Here is a 16,813-nt window from a genome sequence, read left to right as displayed (position 1 = left end):
CGGCCGGGGAACTCTGCGCCGGGCACGGACCGCCGAGGCCCGAAGGCGATCGGAAAGGTCCATAATGAGAGACTTCACTGACAAGGTGGCCGTGATCACCGGCGCCGGGTCCGGCATCGGCCGGGCGCTCGCCGTCGAGCTTGCCGCCCGGGGTGCCCGGCTCGCCCTCTCCGACGTGGACGACGAGGGGCTGCGGGAGACCGTGCGGGGCTGCGCGGGTCACGGGGGCCAGGTGCACGGGTACCGGTTGGACGTCGCGGACCGGGTGGCGGTGCTGGCGCACGCCGAGCAGGTGGGCGCCGACTTCGGCCGCGTCGACCTGCTCGTCAACAACGCCGGGGTGACCCTGCTCGCCTCGGTCGCGGACGGGTCCTGGGAAGACCTCGAATGGGTGATGAACGTCGACTTCTGGGGTGTCGTGCACGGCACCCGGGCGTTCCTGCCGCTGCTGACCGAGTCGCGCGGTCACCTGGTCAACGTCTCCAGCGTGCTGGGGCTGGCCGGCGCGCCGATGCAGAGCGGGTACAACGCCGCCAAGTTCGCCGTCCGGGGCTTCACGGAGGCGGTGGCGCAGGAGCTGCGGGCCGACGGGGTGCCGGTCGGGGTGAGCTGCGTGCACCCCGGCCGGATCAGGACGAACATCATGCACAACGCCCGCAACGACGGGCAGCGGGACTACCAGGCCGTCCGGGAGCAGTTCGATCGGACGGTCGACATCTCGGCGGAGTACGCCGCCCGGGCCATCCTGCGCGGGGTGGCGCGCAACCGGGCCCGGATCCTGATCGGGGCGGACGCGTACCGCACCGACATCCTGACCCGGCTGCTCGGCCCCTGGTATCTGAGGGTCGTCGCCGGTGGTGGCCGGCGGCCGGTCACATCGACAGGCCGCCGTCCACGGTGATCACCTGTCCGGTCAGGTACGACGCGCGGGACGAGAGCAGGAACGAGACCACCTCGGCAATCTCCTCGCTGCGTCCGAGCCGGCCCAGGGCCACCCGGTCCCGGGCGATGGCACCCAGCTCGCCGGAGAGGGCGGCGATCATGTCGGTGTCGATGTAGCCCGGCGCGACCACGTTCGCCCGGATGCCGTACCGGCCGACCTCCTTCGCGAGCGCCTTGGTGAAGCCGATGACGCCGGCCTTGGAGGCGGAGTAGTTGGTCTGCATCGGGTTTCCGGCCACCCCGGACACCGAGGAGACCGTGACGATCGCCCCGGCGCGGCGGCGCATCATCCGGCGGACCACGGCGCGGCAGAGGTGGTAGGTGCCGTCCAGGTTCACCTCCATGACCGAGCGCCAGTCGGCGTCGGACATCAGGGCCAGCGGCTTGTCCCGGATGATGCCGGCGACGCTGACCACCGCGTCGGCGTCGCCCAGTTCCCGCTCGGCGGTCGACACGAACTCCCGAACGGCCGCGGGGTCGGCGACGTCGACCATCATCGCGAGCACGCGCCCGCCGGCCAGGGCCGCCTCCGCGACCACCTCGTCGGCGGCGTCCTTGCTGGACTGGTAGCACATGGCCACGTCGTAGCCGTCCCGGACGAGCTGCTGCACCACCGCCCGGCCGATGCCCCGCGAGCCACCGGTGACCAGGGCGACCGGACGCCCACCGGCGCTCACCGCGCCACCCCGGACGTCGCTGTCCCGGAGACAACCGCCGCCGGGTGTCCCGGGGCCGCCTCCCGATCCGCGGCTGCCTGCCGTTCCAGGGCCGCCGCGTCCAGGGACGCGCGCAGCGACTCCACCGACCGCATCGCCCCGACCAGCCGACCGACCCGCAGCACCACGGTGGCCCCGACGAAGCTCTCACCGGTGACGAAGGCGGTGTCGGCGACCAGCCTGTTCATGGTGACGTGGTGCTCCACCGTCTCCCCGGGCAGCACCGGCCGACCGAACCGGATGTGCTCGAACACCCCGGCCACCGGCACGCCGTCGGTGAGCACGTCCGGCATCGGCCGGTCGTGGCGGATAAGCACCAACGCCGCCTGCCCCCAGGACTCCAGAAGCAGCGACATCGGCAGCGGCCGGTCACCGGTGACGGTGAGCGAACCCACCAGCCGCCGCCGGGGCACCAGCTCGGTGACCCGGTCCACCAGCAGCATCGGCGGCCGGTGGGGGATGATCTTTCTGATCTCCTCGATACCCATCATGGGGCTCACTCCTCGTTCCCGTAGCGCAGCAGCACCTCGGCGACCGGTACGGCCGCGACCGCGACCTCGCCGCGCCACAGGTCGCCGGTCCGGCGGATCGTCACGACGAGTTCGTCGTCGCCCCGGAAGGGCAGCAGGAAGCGGCAGCTGACGATCTCGGTCAGCACCAGCTCGGGGGCCACCGCGCGGACCGCCCGGTGCACGAACTCGAAGATGTGCACCCCCGGCAGCAGCGGGAATCCGGGGTAGTGGCCGGCGAAGACCGGATCGTCAAGGTCGGGGCGGATTCGGGCCACGATCGTGTCAGGGGCGATATGCTCCACGTCGACGGGTACCGTCGTCGCGCAGTCGGCCGTTGTCAGGGTGTTCACCCGGTCACCATGCGGCGACCAGCTATATCTTCTCTACAACACGGCGGGTCACATCAGGCACGGCACCCGGGCGAGCGGCTGCCGCGCCGGTTCACACGACGCAGAACTCGTTGCCCTCGGGATCGGCCATCACGACGTGGCTGGGGACGCCGTCCACCACGTCCTGACTCACCACCGTCGCGCCCGCCTCGGTCAGCCGCCGCACGGTCTCGGTGACGCGGGGCCACCGGACCTCCTGCGGCTCGTCCCGGCCGCCTGCCTTGATGTCGATGTGCAACCGGTTCTTGACGACCTTCGGTTCCGGCACCCTCAGGAACGAGACACTCGGTCCCACCCCCCGCGGGTCGACCAGGTAGGCGCCGTCGTTCCACTCCTCGCGCGGCACCTCCCAGCGGACCAGCCACTCCTCCCAGCTCGCGAAGCCTCCCGGCACCGGGGCGTCCACGTAGCCGAGGGCCTCGCGCCAGAACGCGGCCAGGCGGGCCGGATCGGCACAGTCCACAGTCATGCCCCAGACGACAGTCATGGAGCATCTATACCTGAACGTCGAATGCTGGCGGTCAGCGGTGCCCGGCCGGCCCACGGCGAGCAGTTCCGCACCGGCTCAGCTGCCCACCCCGCTCAGCGCACCGGCACCGGCCACCAGCATCCGGTCCGCCTGGTCGGCCTTCTCCCGCGCGAAGACGCGGACCAGGTCGTGGAAGCGGAACCGCTGTCGCCGGCCGCCGTCGGACTCGACGATCTCCAGCAGCCGGGCGTCGACCAGGTTCTCCCCGACCTCCTCGCCGGCATGCCGGGACACTCCCAGCACCTCGGCCGTGCACCAGCTCGGGAAGGCCGGCGCCCGCAGCAGCGCCAGCCGGCGCAGGGCGAGCTGTCCCAGGTCGGCCAGTTGGTGGTAGCTGCTGTCCAGTCGTTCCCGGACGTCCATCGAGCCCAGGCGCAGCTCGTCGAGCCGGTACCGCTCGTCGGCGAGCCGGTCCGCCAGGTACCCGAGCGACCAGTGCGGGCGGGCCAGAAGCCGGGAACCGGTGACCCGTACGCCGAGCGAGAGCCGACCGCACAGCTCGACGATCCGGTCGGCCGCGTCGGCCTCCTCGGCGACCCGATCCGCCCCGATGATGCGGCCCAGCAGCGCGAGCGCCTGTTCCCGGTTCAGGGTGCCGACCTCGATCGACGTGGCGCCGGTCAGTTCGGGCATCCGCAGCCGGCTGGTGACGACGACCTGACAGCCGGGGTCGCCGGGCAGCAGCGGAGCCACCTGCGCGTAGTCCGCGGTGCCGTCGAGCATGACCAGCAGCCGCCGGCCGGCGAGTTGGCTGCGGTAGAGCCGGACCCGCTCGTCGAGCCCTTTCGGAATCGTCGACTCGGCGTGGCCGAGGCTGCGCAGGAACCAGCCGAGCACGTCGTACGGCTCGACGGCGTTGCCCCGGGCGCCGCCGAGGTCGGCGTAGAGCTGGCCGTCGGGGAAGGTGGCCCGGGACAAATGGGCGGCGTGCAGGGCGAGCGTGCTCTTGCCGACCCCGGCCATCCCGGTGATCACCGCGACCGACTGGCGGGCCGCCGGCGCGGCGGTCAGCGCCCGGATCAGCCGGCCCAGTTCCTCGTCCCGACCGGCGAAGTCGCCGACACCGGGCGGGAGCATCGCGGGCCGCACACCGTGCCAGCTCGGCTCCGCGACGACTGCCGGGGCCGGGGCCGATGGGCCGGCGAGGATCGCCCGGTACGCCTCGGTGAGCAACGGCCCCGGGTCGACACCCAGCTCGTCGGCGAGCGCCCGTCGCCCCTCGTGGTAGGTGGCCAGCGCGTCGGCCTGCCGGTCGCAGCGGACCAGGGCGGTCATCAGCTGCCCTCGCAGCCCCTCGTGCAGCGGGTGTTCGGCGACGAGCTGGGTGATCTCGGGAACCAGCCGGACATGGCGTCCCAGCAGCAGATCAGCCTCGATCCGGCTCTCCAGGACCGCCATCCGGAGCTCTGCCATCCGGTGCGACTCGGTCGCGGCGAGGCGTTCGGTCACGTTGGACAGCGCCGGACCACGCCACAGCGACATGGCGGCGTGCAGCCGCTCGGCGGCCTCGGCGTGGCGTCCGCCGTGCAGCGACTCACGCCCGGCCTCGGCCAGGCGCTCGAAGTCGTCCAGGTCGAGCCGGGCGGTCCCGATCCGGATCTGGTACCCCGACCACTGCCGGACGATGTCCACTCCGGCGCCGAGATACTTACGCAGCCGCGAGACGTAGTTGTAGAGCTGGGCGGCGAAGGTGGCCGGCGGGCGCTCCCCCCAGAGCAGCTCGCACAGCCGGGTGTCCGGCACGGTACGCCCTTCGGCGAGCAGCAACGCCGCGAGCACCGTCCGCTGCTTCGCGCCGTCCAGTGCCACCTCCACGTCGCCTCTCCAGGCCCCCACCGGCCCTAGCACCCGAAACTCCATGCCTGGCTCCGTTCATCGCGCCGCCCCGGGTCAGAACAGTCGTCCGAAGACTCATCGGCACCGGCACCGTCCACATGCGGGAGCGGCACTCAAATTCCCACCGGTGTCACGCTCGCCATTCACTTGATCACTGATTGTTACTACAATGTGGCGGCCCGTACGTCGGCCACGAGTGCCACCCGACGCGACTGCCCGCCCTCTGACGGCACCGCCCGCCCTGCGCGCACCGGCCCCGCCAGCACGAGCGACATGAATGTGGGTAGTTTCCACGCATGAACTCCGCGTCCCGCTCTGGCACCTTGCAACCGTGACCTCGACTCCCCTGGCCGGCGCCACCGCGGGCGCCTGCTCCGACGTGCGGCTGGCCCCGCACTGGTGGGCGTCGGGGCTCGCGCTGCACGAACGGGCGCCCGGCCGGGCCGGCGGCACGCCGGGCCGCCAGCGCGACCGCGCGTCGCGCAGCACGAACGGCACGAACAGTAGGGACGACACGGATCGTCTGCTGGCCGCCTGGCGGTCCGGACACGGGGCGGGCCTGGTGGCGCGGCTCGCCGAGGTCGGCCTGGACGAGTCGGGGTTGCTCGACCTGCTGGCGGAGGAGCGCTCCGCCATCGCGGCCAGGATCCCCCGTCCGGCCTGGGCGGACACCGTTGAGGCGGCGCTGTACGCCGCGGCGGCGCCGCGCCCACCTACGAACCCGTCGGACTGGCGGGAGGCCCTCTCCGCGCCCCTGAGGACGTTCGTCCAGGTCGCAGTGGACCGATTCGTCACCGCCGCTGACCGAATCGTCGCCAATTCTGACCGAATCGCGACGGGGCGGACGGTGGACCTGCCCGCCCTCACCGACCATCTCGCCACCGAGCTGGCTCGTCGCCTGCTCTCCGTCGCGGCCCGCACACTGGTCTCGGAGCTGCATCGACGTCGGGAGGCCGGCCGGCTCGCCGGCGTCGACAGCCGGGCCCGGTTCGCCGACTTCGTGGCGCAGCTTTGCGACCCCGCCGGGCTGGCCGAACTGGTCGACCGCTACCCCACCCTGGCCCGCCTGCTGGCGCAGACCGCCACGACGGCCGCCCGGGCCGGGATCGAGCTGCTGACCCGGTTCGTCGCCGACCGCGACGACCTGGTCCGCACCCTGCTCGGCGACAGCGATCCGGGCCCGCTGATCGCGGTCCACAGCAATCTGGGTGACGCCCACGCCGGTGGCCGTACGACCGCCGTGCTGCGTTTCGCGGACGGCCGACGCGTCGTCTACAAACCACGCGACCTGGCCTCCCAGGTCCGGTTCACCGGGTTCGTCGACTGGCTGGAGCAGCGGACGCCGGGGCTGGGGCTGCGCGGGGTCGCGGCCCTGACCCGGCCGGGTCACGGCTGGTCGGAGCACATCGACGCGGCGCCGCTGAGCAGCCCGGAGCAGGCGGACGGGTTCTACCGCCGGCAGGGCGCCCTGCTCGCGCTGCTGCACGCCCTGCACGCCACGGACATGCACTACGAGAACCTGATCGCCGCCGGCGCGACGCCGGTCGTGGTGGACACCGAGACGCTCTTCCATCCCGCGCTGGGTGAGCCGGCGGGCACCGGCGATCCGGCGGCGGACCTGCTGGCCGCCTCGGTGCACCGGACCGGCCTGATGCCGATGATCGTCGTGGGCGACCAGGGGGTGATGGACCTGTCCGGCATCGGCGGCGACCGTGGCGGGACCGCACCCGCCAGCGCGATCGACTGGACCGACCCGGGCACCGACCGGATGCGGTTGACCCGGCGCGCGGTCGACTTCGTCGGCGCCCGCAACCGCCCGCGCGTCGGCGACACCGACATCGACCCCACGGCCCACGAGCCGGCGCTGCGGGCGGGGTTCCGGCTGGCGTACGAGACGATCCGGACGCACCGGCGGGAGTTCACCGAGCTGGTCTCCTCCTGCGCCACCGTCCCGGTACGGGTGGTCGCCCGCCCCACCTCGGGCTACCACACGCTGCTCACCGAGACCACCCACCCGGACGTCCTCGGCGACGCGCTGGAGCGGGACCGCGCGTTCGGCGTCCTCTGGTCGAGCGTCGGCACGCACCCGTTCCTCGCCCAGCTCCCCGGGCACGAGGTCGCCGCACTGTGGGAGGGCGACGTCCCGCTGTTCGAGAGCACCGCCGGCAGCCGGACCGTCCGGGTCGCCGGCGGCGGGCCGCTGCCCGTGCCGCTGGCCCGCTGCGGGCTCGACACCGCGCTGGAGAAGACAGCCACGTTGGGCGACACCGACCGGCAGCACCAGGAGTGGATCGTCGCGGCGACACTGGCCACCCGGCACCCGGTCGACGGGCGGCACACCGCCACACCGGTGTCGCGGGCGGTCACGGACACCGACGCGTCGCCGGAACGCCTGCTCGCCACGGCGTGCGCTATCGCCGACGAGATCCAGGCCCGCGGCGTGGTCGGCACGGACCGGGTGAACTGGCTCGGCCTGGAGCTGGTCGACGATCGGCAGTGGCTGGTCCTGCCGATGGGCGCCGGGCTGGCCGACGGCCACCTCGGTGTCGCGCTCTTCCTCGCCCAGCTCACCGCGGTGACCGGCACCGCCCGCCACGCCGAGCTGGCCCACCGGGCCGTCGGCGCGGTGCCGGGACTGTTCCAGCTGCTCGACACGCGCCCGGACCTGGTCGCCGCGATCGGGCCCGGCGGGCTGCACGGCCTCGGTGGCATCGCGTACGGGCTCGCCCGGCTGTCCACTTTGCTGGCCGACCCCGGCCTCGCCGGGCAGGCCCGCACCGCGGTCGACCTCGCCGTCGCCGGTGCGGAGTCCCCGGCCCTGGGCTGGGCCGACGGCAGCGCGGGCTGCCTCGCCGCCATGGACGCGGTGCACGCCGAGCTGGGTTACCCGCCGGCGGGATCGCTCGCCCGGCGCTGCGCCGACCGGCTCGTCGACACGATCGAGCGGGACGACCCACCCGGGAAGATGGGTTTCGCCGACGGACTGGCCGGCATCGGCTGGGCACTGGACCGGTACGCCCGGACCGGCGGCACCCGGTACGCACAGGCCGGCCGGCTCGCGCTGCGGCGGGCCGGCACCCTCTCCACCGCCGGGCGGGCCGGGTACGGCTGGTGTCGCGGCGCGGCCGGCCTGGCGCTCGCCCACAGCGCCCTCGCCCCCGACGCGCCGACCCGGCACATCCCCGCCCCCGGCGACCCGCACCCGCCCGACGGCGGACCGGGGCCCGCTTTTTGCCCCGACGAGGCGGTACGCCTGCTCACCGACCGCCCGCTGCTCGGCGACCTCAGCCTCTGCCACGGCGAGCTGGGCGTCGCGGAGGCGGTGCACGGCATCGCACCCGGGAGCGCGGTGCGGCGGCATCTCGGCCGGGTCCTCGACGCCGTCGACCGGTACGGGCCGTCCTGCGGGACGCCGGGCAATGTGCCCACCCCCGGCCTGCTCACCGGGCTGGCCGGCATCGGATACGAACTGCTCCGGCTCGCCGGGACCGCACGAGTTCCGTCGGTGCTGCTGCTGGAGCCCACCGCTGAACCGCCGGCCTCGGGCTGAGGACCACCGGGCGGGTGAACACCGTCTCCAGTGGAGTGATCTGCTCCCGGAAACACCCATCAGAACACCAACAGGAGGAATGACAGTTGTCCGAGAACCAGCTCTCCCCGCGTCGTGCCGACGAGACCGACTCCGCAGCGCCGGTCGGCGATCCCGTCGGGGCGATGTGGGTACAGCCCGTTGTGACGTTCGGGATCCGCGCAGCCGCCCTGGCCAGCCTGGTCGTGCCCGTGGGCATGGTGGTCGGCGGTCTCGTCGGTGGCGGCGGGGCGGGGGCGGAGGCCGCACCCATGACCACCTGCTGCCCCGAACGCCCGTGGTGACGGGACACTAGTTGGTTGGCCGGGGCGGGAGGGGACGACAGCACCGCGTTGGGCTGTCGCCTCCCGCCTCGGATAGCGTGCGGAGTGTGTACCGCTCCTCAAAGCTCATCGGTCGGGACGCCGAACTCCGCGCGGTGCTGGACAGCCTCGAATCGGCCCAGGCCGGGCTGGGTGGCGCGGTGTTCCTGGTCGGCGAGAGTGGCGTCGGCAAGTCCCGCCTCACATCGAGGGTCGCGGAGCTGGCCACCGTGGCGGGCATGCGGGTGATGCGGGGCCGGGGCAGCACGATCGGCACCGCGGTGCCGCTGCGTCCCCTGACCGAGGCGCTGCTGTCGCTGCTCCGGGCCGGGCCGGTCGACCCCACCGCGCTCGGGCCGTACGGCCCGATCCTCGGCCGGCTCGTCCCCGACTGGGGCCGGCCGCCGGCCGACCAGGAGAACGCGTCCCTGGTGATCCTCGCCGAGGCGGTCCTCCGGCTGACCGGGGTGGCCGGTGCGGGGCGGGGTTGCCTGATGCTGTTGGACGACCTCCAGGACGCCGACACGGAGACGTTGGCCGTGCTGGAGTATCTGATCGACAACGTCGCCCTGCAACCGACCATGTTGCTGGGGGCGATCCGGGCCGAGTCCTGCGCGGCGCTGGCCCTCGCCCGCTCGGCCGCCCAACGTGGTCAGTGCACCCTCATCGAGCTGGGCCGGCTCGACGACGACGGGCTGCGGCAGATGGTCGGCGCCTGCCTCGGCGCCGCCCCGGAACGGGTGCCGGCGGCGGTGCACGCCCTCGTCTCGACAGGCAGTTCCGGAAACCCCTTCCTCATCGAGGAGTTGGTCGCCGGGATGATCGACGGCGCGCTGCTGGTCGGTGGCCCGGAGGGCTGGCGGATGTCCGAGAAGCTGCCGGCCGCCCTGCCGAGCACCCTGGCCCGGGGCATGGTGCAGGGCGTCGAGCAGCTCGACCCGCAGACCCGGGAGCTGCTCTCGATGGGCGCGCTGCTGGGCGAGCGCTTCCCGCTGACGGTGGTGCAGGCGGCCACCGGGCTGAGTGACCGCGCGGTGCTCGACCATCTGGGCGGGGACGTCGCGGGGCGACTGGTCACTGTCGACGACCAGCTCACCGACTGGTACGCCTTCCGGCACCGGGTCACCCGGGAGGCGCTGCTCACCCTCCTCGGTCCGGGTGAGCGGCCCCGGCTCGCCCGGCGGATGACCGACGCGGTGGAGAAGGTGTTCCCCGGTCTGCCGGGCGAGTGGTGCCAGGTGGCAGCCACCCTGCACCTGGAGGCCGACAACCCGGAGGCCGCCGGCCGGCTGTTCACCGAGGCGGGCCGCCGGGCCATCGCACAGGGTGGCGCCACCACCGCGGTCGCCCTGCTGGACCGGGCTATCGGCCTGCTCGGCGAGAACAACCCGGTGGCGCGCGCGGCCGCCCTCGAAGCCCTGCTACACGCCCTGGCCGAGGCGGGGCTGGTCGAGCGGGCACTCGCGTCGGTCAGCATCCTCGACCAGATCGGCGGCGTCGACCCGCGCCGGCGGGCGCAACTGCACACCCGACTGGCCTGGGCCGCGACGGTCGCCGGTCGCTCGGCCGAAGGGCTGGCACAGGTGGAACAGGCGCGGGCGCTGCTCGGCCCGGACGCCGCCGCGGAGGACACCGCGCCGGTCGACGTGATCGCCGCCCACCTGGTGCTGGACACCGCCGGACACGACCAGCTCGCCACCGCCGAGGCGCTGGCCCGCCGCGCCGCCACCGTCGCCGAGACCGTCCCGCTGCCGGTGGTGGCCTGCCAGGCGTGGCAGCTGCTCGGCGCGCTGATCCGGCACCGCGACCCGACGGAGGCGACCCGGTGCCTGGAACGGGCCCTGGTGATCGCCGCGCAGCACCGGCTGCCGATCTGGGAGATCCACGCGCTGATCCGGCTCGGCAACGACGACGCGCTGCGCGACGCCAGCCTGGACCGGCTCGAACAGGCCCGGGAACGCGCCTCCCAGGCCGGCGCCGTGACCGCGCGCCACCAGGCGGAGGCGAGCCTGGCCCTGCACGCGGCGCTGCGGGGGGACTTCGACACCGCGAACAGCCTCGTCCAGCAGGTGCTGGCCGCGACCACCCGGCTGAAACTGCTGGAGACCACCCAGTACGTGCTGATGGTCAGCGCGGTGCTCGCAGGGCACCAGGGGCGGCGCCGGGAGATGGAGCACGCGCTGGCCGAGTTCCGCCGGTGGAGCGGCGACCTGGCCCTGCACGCTCCCCGCGTGCACGGGCTGGCGAGGGCTTTCTGCGCGCTGCTGGAGGAGGACCGGCCCCGCGCCCTCGACGAGTTGGCCCGCGCGTTCAGCGCCGAGGAGCGGAGCCCGACGGTCTTCCACCTCTCCGGCCGGCACGGCCTGCACCTGCTGCTCCAGGTGATGTCCGGCGAGGCCGGCTGGCCGGCCTACGAGGCGGTGCAGGGCGACTCGGCGAGCCGGTTGCGCTGGGATCTCCAGTTCGCACTGTTCGCCAAGGCGGTACTCCTCGGCCGGTCGGGGCGGCCGGACGCGGCGCAGGAGGCGGCGGCCGAGGCGATACGGGCCGGCGAGCCGTACGCGATGGGCCGGCACCTCGCGTTGCGGCTGGTGGGTGAGTCGGCCCTCGCCGACGGCTGGGGACACCCGGTGCAGTGGCTGCGCGCCGCCGAGGAGCACTTCCACCGCGGTGACGTGCCGGCCGTGGCCAGTGCCTGCCGGGCCCTGCTGCGCCAGGCGGGGGTACGCGTGAACCAGCGCCGCTCCGGTGCCGGCGACATCCCCGCCGGGCTGCGGTCGGCGGGCGTGACGGTGCGGGAGTTCGAGGTGCTGCGGCTGCTGGTCGGGCGGCTCAGCAACCGGGAGATAGCCGGCCGGCTGCACCTGTCCCCACGCACCGTGGAGCGGCACGTGTCCAGCCTGCTCGGCAAGACCGGCCTGCCGAACCGGATCGCGCTGAGCGAGTTCGCCGCCGAGGTGGAGCGCGGCTGAGCGGTACCGCCGTGGGGGCCATCGCCCGGCGGCGCGTGCTGGCAGGATGACCGGATGGACCTCGACACCGGCGCCGGGCTGCTGCACCGGCTGACGTCCTACGAGCCGGCCCGTGAGTGGAGCGTGCCCGTGGACGATCCGCGCGTCCGCCACGACCTCGTCCCGAACGACCCCGAGACCCTGCCGCCGCCCATGAAGGGCTACCCGGACGGTCCTGCCGTCCTCGCCCTGCCGCGCGACCTGCCCGACCCCGGCGTCTCCGCGACCGCCGTGCTGGCCGGCGTCGCGTCCCCCGCACAGCCCCTCGACGCGGCGCAGCTCGGCCGCGTGCTCTTCCTCGGGGCCGGCGTCGTGCGCACGGCCGAGCGCAACGGCCGCCCCTTCCTCTACCGCGCCTCCGGTTCGGCCGGGGCGCGGTTCCCCCTGGAGGTCTACGCGAGCACCAGGGGCGTCGCCGGGGTGCCGGACGGCGTGCACTGGTACGACGCACGGCGGCACGCGCTCGTCCAGGTGGCTCCCGCCGCCACCGGGGCGGTCACGACGCTCGTGGTGACGGGCGTGCCGTGGCGGACGGGGTGGCGCTACGCCGAGCGCGGGTGGCGGCACCTCTACTGGGACGCCGGCACGCTGCTGTCCCAACTGTCGGCGGCGGCAACGAGCGCCGGTCTCGCGCCGCGGCTGCGGTCGCTCTTCCCGGACGCCACCGTGCGCGCGCTGGTCGGCGCGGACGGGGTGCACGAGTATCCGCTGGCCCTGCTGTCCCTCGGCGACGGCGCACCGGCGATCGGGCCCACCGGCCCGGCCGTCCACGGTGAGCTTCCGCAGGTCGAGTTGCCGCTGTGCACCACCGCGCAGCGCGCCGGAGAGCGCGACGTGCTCGGCGCGCCCTGGCCGCAGGCGGAGCCGCTGTCGGCGTTCCCGCCGTCCGACCCGTTCGACGAGGTTGTCCGCCGGCGCGGCTCGCAACGACGGATGGACAGGTCCCGGACGCTGCCGCGCGCCCTGCTGGAATGGTCCCTGGCAGCGGCCCTGCGCGGCGTGCCGGTTCCGCACTGGGTCGCCGTGCACGGGGTCGACGGCGTGCCGCCCGGCCTCTACTGGTGGCCCGACCTGTCGACGCCGCTGCGCACCGGAGACCTACGCGACGAGCTGCTCCGGGTCTGCCTGGACCAGGCACTCGCCGGCGACGCGGCGTACGTCGTCATCGCCGCCGCGCCGCTGGCGACCCTCGACGACCGTGGCTACCGCGACGCCCAGCTCGCCGCCGGGCTCGTCGAGGGCCGGCTGCACCTCGCGGCGTACGCCCTGGGCGCGGGCGCCTCCGGCATGACCTTCCTCGACTCGGAGGTCCCGGGGCTGCTGGCCGGGCCAGACGACCTCGCGGCGTTGCTCTTCACCTGCGTGGGCGTCCCGGAGTACCGGTCGCGCGCGGGCGGGCGACCGGGCGACCCGGTCGAGGTCCGCCCGGTCGCGCCCCGACTCGGCGGGTCGTGACGCCACCCGCCCGACCGTCGGGCGGCAGGACGGCTGCGCGGCCGACCACGACGGCCTCATTCCCGGCGTGCCACGATGCTGTTCCTCTCGGCAGATCCCGTTCGCGTGCCGGGCCGACGGGCGGACGGGATCCGCGTCAGCACCGGGCGACGACGAGCTTGTGGATCGCGGTGAGCAGTTCCCCGTCACGCTCCGCGTGCGCGGTCACCGTGACGGCGGCCCGGCGCGCGGGGCTGACGACCACGTACTGACCGTAGCGGCCGTCCAGCCGGTACGTGTCGGCCCGGTCGATCCACACGCCCAGCCCGTATCCGTGGGTGTACTGCTCGCCGTACGTGATGGTGCTCGTGTCGACCCGGTCCCCCGTCATCCGCCGCACGTACTCCGCCGGCAGGACCTGCCGGCCCTCCCACCGGCCCTCCTGCACCAGCAACCGCGCGAACCGCGCGAGTTCCTCGGTACGAAGGAAGAGGTCGCTCTCCGCGAAGGGGTGGCCCAGCGGACACGTGTGCCAGGCCGGGTTGTGCAGATCCAGCGGCGCGAACAGGCGCGGCAGCAGGTACGAGCGCAGGTCCGCCCCGGTGACCCGGGCGATCACCCGGCCGAGGGCGTACGGGCCCGAACCCGTGTACGCGAAGCGGGCCCCGGGCGCGGCGACGAGCGGCGCGGCGACGATCTCGTGGAGCAGGTCGGCGGCGGTTGTCCGCTCGTCGGCGAACCAGCGGTGGCTGGTGCCGCTGGTCATCGTCAGCAGTTGACGGAGCGTGACGTCGGCGAACCCGTCGGCGGCGATCGGCCGCAGCTCGGGCAGATGGTCCAGGAGACGGTCGTCGAGGCTCAGTCGCCCCTCCGCCTCCGCGAGCCCCACCGCCACGGACGTGAACGTCTTGGCCACGGAGTACAGGTTCACCCGGTCGTCGGACCGGAAGCGGTGTTCCACCGGCGGGCGGCCCTCGCGATGCACACAGATGCCGTAGACACCCAACGCACGCTCGCGTTCCGCCCGCACGAAGTCCTCAAGAAGTTCCGCGCTCACGGACGGACGGTACGCGACGCCGGACGGTGGCAGCCGACCCGGACCGCCGGCACCGGCCGCACCCGTCCCCGGCAGCCCGGGCCGCACAGACGGCGGACCGGGCCGCGCCACACCGGTGGCCCTGCCGTCGGCGCGTTCCCGTTTCCCCCGCCCGTCTCGGGGTACGGCCCAGAATGCCTGCTCAACAGCGCTTCGTGGAGGAACTCGTCAGATGGATGCCAGCAAGCCCGCCAAGGCGGTCAAGGACGTCGTGGAGGCCGCCGCCGGGAAGGTGGCCGACGCGCTGACTCCGGATGTCCCCGGCGCGCCGGGGAGCGTACCGCCAACCGTCGAGGAGCCGACCACGCCGCACGACCCGCTGCCGCCGAAGAAGGAACAGGGCGCCCCCGAGACCCGTACGCCGACGGGCGCGCCGACCGGCGCACCGACGACGGCGAACGGTCAGCAGGGCGCCTTCCTCACGACGTCGCAGGGGGCGCGGCTGCGCGACACGGACCATTCGCTGAAGGCCGGGCCGCGCGGTCCGGTCCTGCTCCAGGACCACCACCTGCGCGAGAAGATCACGCACTTCGACCACGAACGCATCCCCGAGCGTGTGGTGCACGCGCGTGGGGCAGGGGCGCACGGCGTCTTCGAGGCCTACGGCACCGCCGAGCGGGTGACGAAGGCCGGCTTCCTGGCCAAGGGCAGGACGACGGACGTCTTCGTACGGTTCTCCACCGTCCTCGGCTCGCGCGGCTCGGCCGACACGGTCCGCGACACCCGTGGCTTCGCGACGAAGTTCTACACCGACGAGGGCACCTTCGACCTGGTCGCCAACAACATGCCGGTCTTCTTCATCCAGGACGCGATCAAGTTCCCGGACATCATCCACGCCGGCAAGCCGCACCCCGACCGGGAGATCCCGCAGGCCCAGAGCGCGCACGACACCTTCTGGGACTTCGTCTCCCTGCACACCGAGGCGCAGCACCACACCATGTGGAACATGTCCGACCGGGGCATCCCGCGCTCGTTCCGGATGATGGAGGGCTTCGGCGTCCACACCTTCCGGCTCGTCAACGCGGCCGGCGAGACGGCGCTGGTCAAGTTCCACTGGAAGCCCAGGCTGGGCGTGCACTCCCTGACCTGGGAGGAGGCGCAGTTGCTGGGCGGCATGGACCCGGACTTCCACCGCCGGGACCTGTACGACGCCATCGAGGCCGGCGCCTTCCCCGAATGGGAGCTCGGTCTCCAGGTCTTCCCCGACGTCCCCGAGGAGACCTTCGCCGGGATCGACCTGCTCGACCCGACGAAGATCGTGCCGGAGGAGCTGGCGCCGGTGCAGCCGGTCGGGAGGCTGACGCTCAACCGGACGCCGACGAACTTCTTCGCCGAGACCGAGCAGGTCGCCTTCCACGTCGGCCACCTGCCGCCGGGCATCGACGTCACGAACGATCCGCTGTTGCAGGGCCGGCTGTTCTCGTACGTCGACACGCAGCTCACCCGGCTGGGCGGGCCGAACTTCTCACAGATCCCGATCAACCGCCCGCACGCCCCGGTCAACGACATGCTGCGTGACGGCTTCCACCAGCAGGCCGTGCACGCCGGGGTGGCGCCGTACCGGCCGAACTCGCTCGACGGCGGCAACCCCTTCCCGGCCGGCGACGGGGACGACGCGTTCGTCGACGTGCCGGTGACGGTGGCGCAGGCGCCCAAGGTACGCGCCAACCCGGTCTCGTTCGACGACCACTACAGCCAGGTCCGCCTGTTCTGGCTGAGCATGTCGCCGGTCGAGAGGGAGCACATCATCCGCGCCTACACCTTCGAGCTGGGCAAGTGCTACCACCAGGCGATCCGGGAACGCCAGCTCCAGTGTCTCGCCAACATCGACCCGGTGCTGTGCGCGCAGGTCGCCACCGGGCTGGGTCTTCCCGCACCGGAGCCGACCGTGCCGCTCGTCGACGCCGCGCCCAGCCCCGCGCTGTCGCAGGTGGGCAGGCAGTGGCCGGCCGACGGCCGAACGGTGGGGATCGTCGTCGACCCCCACACCGGGCTCGACGACGTCGACGAGGTACGCCGGGCGGTTCTCGCCGCCGGCATGGTGCCGCTGCTGATCGCCCCGCACGGCGGCATGGTCGGCAACCTGCCGGTGCAGCGGACCTTCGCCACCGGCCGCTCGGTCGAGTTCGACGTGCTCCTGCTGGCCGGGGCGCCCGCGCCCGCACCGGACGCGATGCCGGCGCGCGACGCCAAGGCGGGCGCGGCGGACTCCGGCTCCGTGGATCCGCGCGTGCTGCTGCTGGTCGACGAATGCTGGCGGCACGCCAAGGCAATCGGCGCGTGGGGCGCAGGCGCCGGCGTGCTGCGGCAGGCGGGGGTGGCCGGCACGCCCGGCGTCGTCACGGGTGACTCCGGGGCCGAGGTCTTCACCGCCGTGAAGCAGCTGCTGACCACCCACCGGGTGTGGGAGAGGTTCCCCGCCTCGGTCTCCTGACCGGCTCATCCGCTGCCGAGGGC

At 73.7% G+C, this 16,813-nt stretch carries 12 protein-coding genes; 6 read left to right on the top strand and 6 right to left on the bottom strand.

Annotation, left to right across the window (positions count from 1 at the left end):
* Window positions 1-64: 64 nt before the first annotated feature.
* Window positions 65-901 (top strand): SDR family NAD(P)-dependent oxidoreductase, encoded by an 837-nt coding sequence (locus GA0070608_RS21855; protein WP_091630393.1) that lies wholly within the window; start codon window positions 65-67, stop codon window positions 899-901.
* On the opposite strand, the gene GA0070608_RS21850 is transcribed toward GA0070608_RS21855, so the two are convergent.
* From GA0070608_RS21850 to GA0070608_RS21830, 5 genes are all read right to left on the bottom strand, one after another.
* Window positions 873-1,619, bottom strand: coding sequence for an SDR family oxidoreductase (locus tag GA0070608_RS21850; protein ID WP_091630392.1), 747 nt, complete (start codon window positions 1,617-1,619; stop codon window positions 873-875). The genes GA0070608_RS21855 and GA0070608_RS21850 overlap by 29 nt on opposite strands.
* Entirely contained in the window at window positions 1,616-2,149 is a 534-nt protein-coding gene (locus GA0070608_RS21845) for a 3-hydroxyacyl-ACP dehydratase FabZ family protein (protein ID WP_091630391.1), read from the bottom strand. The genes GA0070608_RS21850 and GA0070608_RS21845 overlap by 4 nt, the downstream gene beginning before the upstream one ends.
* A gap of 5 nt (window positions 2,150-2,154) precedes the next feature.
* Window positions 2,155-2,520, bottom strand: coding sequence for an ApeI family dehydratase (locus GA0070608_RS21840; RefSeq protein WP_091630390.1), 366 nt, complete (start codon window positions 2,518-2,520; stop codon window positions 2,155-2,157).
* Between the two features lie 91 nt (window positions 2,521-2,611).
* Window positions 2,612-3,046: a VOC family protein gene (locus GA0070608_RS21835; RefSeq protein ID WP_091630389.1), complete on the bottom strand. Its 435-nt coding sequence runs from the start codon at window positions 3,044-3,046 to the stop codon at window positions 2,612-2,614.
* A 78-nt stretch (window positions 3,047-3,124) separates the two neighbouring features.
* A complete protein-coding gene (locus GA0070608_RS21830) occupies window positions 3,125-4,948 on the bottom strand; it encodes an AfsR/SARP family transcriptional regulator (protein WP_091630388.1) in 1,824 nt (607 codons plus the stop codon).
* Between the two features lie 307 nt (window positions 4,949-5,255).
* On the opposite strand from GA0070608_RS21830, the gene GA0070608_RS21825 reads away from it, so the two are divergent.
* The 4 genes from GA0070608_RS21825 to GA0070608_RS21810 all read left to right on the top strand — a co-directional run bounded on the left by GA0070608_RS21825 (window position 5,256) and on the right by GA0070608_RS21810 (window position 13,281).
* A complete protein-coding gene (locus GA0070608_RS21825) occupies window positions 5,256-8,474 on the top strand; it encodes a type 2 lanthipeptide synthetase LanM family protein (RefSeq protein WP_245715877.1) in 3,219 nt (1,072 codons plus the stop codon).
* Window positions 8,475-8,560: 86 nt separating this feature from the next.
* Window positions 8,561-8,797: a hypothetical protein gene (locus GA0070608_RS21820; RefSeq protein WP_091630386.1), complete on the top strand. Its 237-nt coding sequence runs from the start codon at window positions 8,561-8,563 to the stop codon at window positions 8,795-8,797.
* A gap of 86 nt (window positions 8,798-8,883) precedes the next feature.
* The gene (locus tag GA0070608_RS21815; RefSeq protein ID WP_245715876.1) at window positions 8,884-11,787 is read left to right on the top strand and encodes an ATP-binding protein; all 2,904 of its coding nucleotides are present in this window, start codon (window positions 8,884-8,886) and stop codon (window positions 11,785-11,787) included.
* 54 nt (window positions 11,788-11,841) lie between these two features.
* The gene (locus GA0070608_RS21810) at window positions 11,842-13,281 is read left to right on the top strand and encodes a nitroreductase family protein (protein ID WP_091630384.1); all 1,440 of its coding nucleotides are present in this window, start codon (window positions 11,842-11,844) and stop codon (window positions 13,279-13,281) included.
* A gap of 136 nt (window positions 13,282-13,417) precedes the next feature.
* On the opposite strand, the gene GA0070608_RS21805 is transcribed toward GA0070608_RS21810, so the two are convergent.
* Entirely contained in the window at window positions 13,418-14,317 is a 900-nt protein-coding gene (locus GA0070608_RS21805) for a serine hydrolase domain-containing protein (RefSeq protein ID WP_091635779.1), read from the bottom strand.
* Between the two features lie 211 nt (window positions 14,318-14,528).
* Here GA0070608_RS21805 and GA0070608_RS21800 point away from each other — a divergent pair, with 211 nt between their 5' ends.
* Window positions 14,529-16,790: a catalase gene (locus tag GA0070608_RS21800; RefSeq protein WP_091630383.1), complete on the top strand. Its 2,262-nt coding sequence runs from the start codon at window positions 14,529-14,531 to the stop codon at window positions 16,788-16,790.
* Window positions 16,791-16,813: the final 23 nt, after the last annotated feature.

Origin of the sequence: Micromonospora peucetia (assembly GCF_900091625.1) — a bacterium.
Lineage (GTDB): Bacteria > Actinomycetota > Actinomycetes > Mycobacteriales > Micromonosporaceae > Micromonospora > Micromonospora peucetia.
This window is presented reverse-complemented; position numbering and strand designations above follow the sequence as displayed.